Source organism: Aeromicrobium sp. PE09-221 (assembly GCF_002174305.1).
In the GTDB taxonomy this organism is placed as follows: domain Bacteria; phylum Actinomycetota; class Actinomycetes; order Propionibacteriales; family Nocardioidaceae; genus Aeromicrobium.
The window spans coordinates 1-602 of record NZ_MIJB01000103.1 but is presented as its reverse complement, the minus strand read 5'-3'; the positions used below and the strand labels follow the sequence as shown (position 1 = coordinate 602).

The window sequence follows — 602 nt, the reverse complement described above, 5'->3', positions numbered from 1 at the left end:
TCTACGTCCACCGGGCGAATTTATTGGTGTTGGTTTCTTGATAGCGTTGAAAAACATCATCGATCATCAAGCGAAATCGAAACAACCAAAGCCAGAAAAACCTGTTATTGAGCGTGCCCGCGTGACTAACGCTTAACAACAAAAATCTGCTGAGCTGCTCAATCGCTCAGCAGAAATAGATATAACCAATACACATAACAATGACGCTCATAAGAGCGCGTAACCGATGATACGGCCTGAGTTTTTCGAGTGTAATGAATACCCACTCTAGAGCTCTGCCCTAACTATTTGAAAGTAATGTCGCTTATGATTGTTGTAAAGGACGAGTACAAATACTTGAGCGTTTGAGAGAAAACAACCCAAAGCCGGAGACTTATCTAAATTTGAGTAGTCCTTTCGACCTTCTGATTGCGGTACTTTTGTCTGCACAGGTAACTGACGTCAGCGTGAACAAATCTACAGATAAGCTTTACCCTGTTGCCAATACTCCACAAGCGATTTTCGACCTAGGTGTCGATGGCCTGAAAGAGTACATCAAGACTATCGGTCTGTTTAATTCTAAAGCAGAAAACACCATTAAGACATGTCGTATGCTGCTTGAT

Annotated in this window: 1 pseudogene; it reads left to right on the top strand. The window is 42.2% G+C overall.

Annotation, left to right across the window (positions count from 1 at the left end):
- Positions 1-344: 344 nt before the first annotated feature.
- Positions 345-602: pseudogene (locus tag BHE97_RS19580) on the top strand (endonuclease III); the annotation flags it as partial.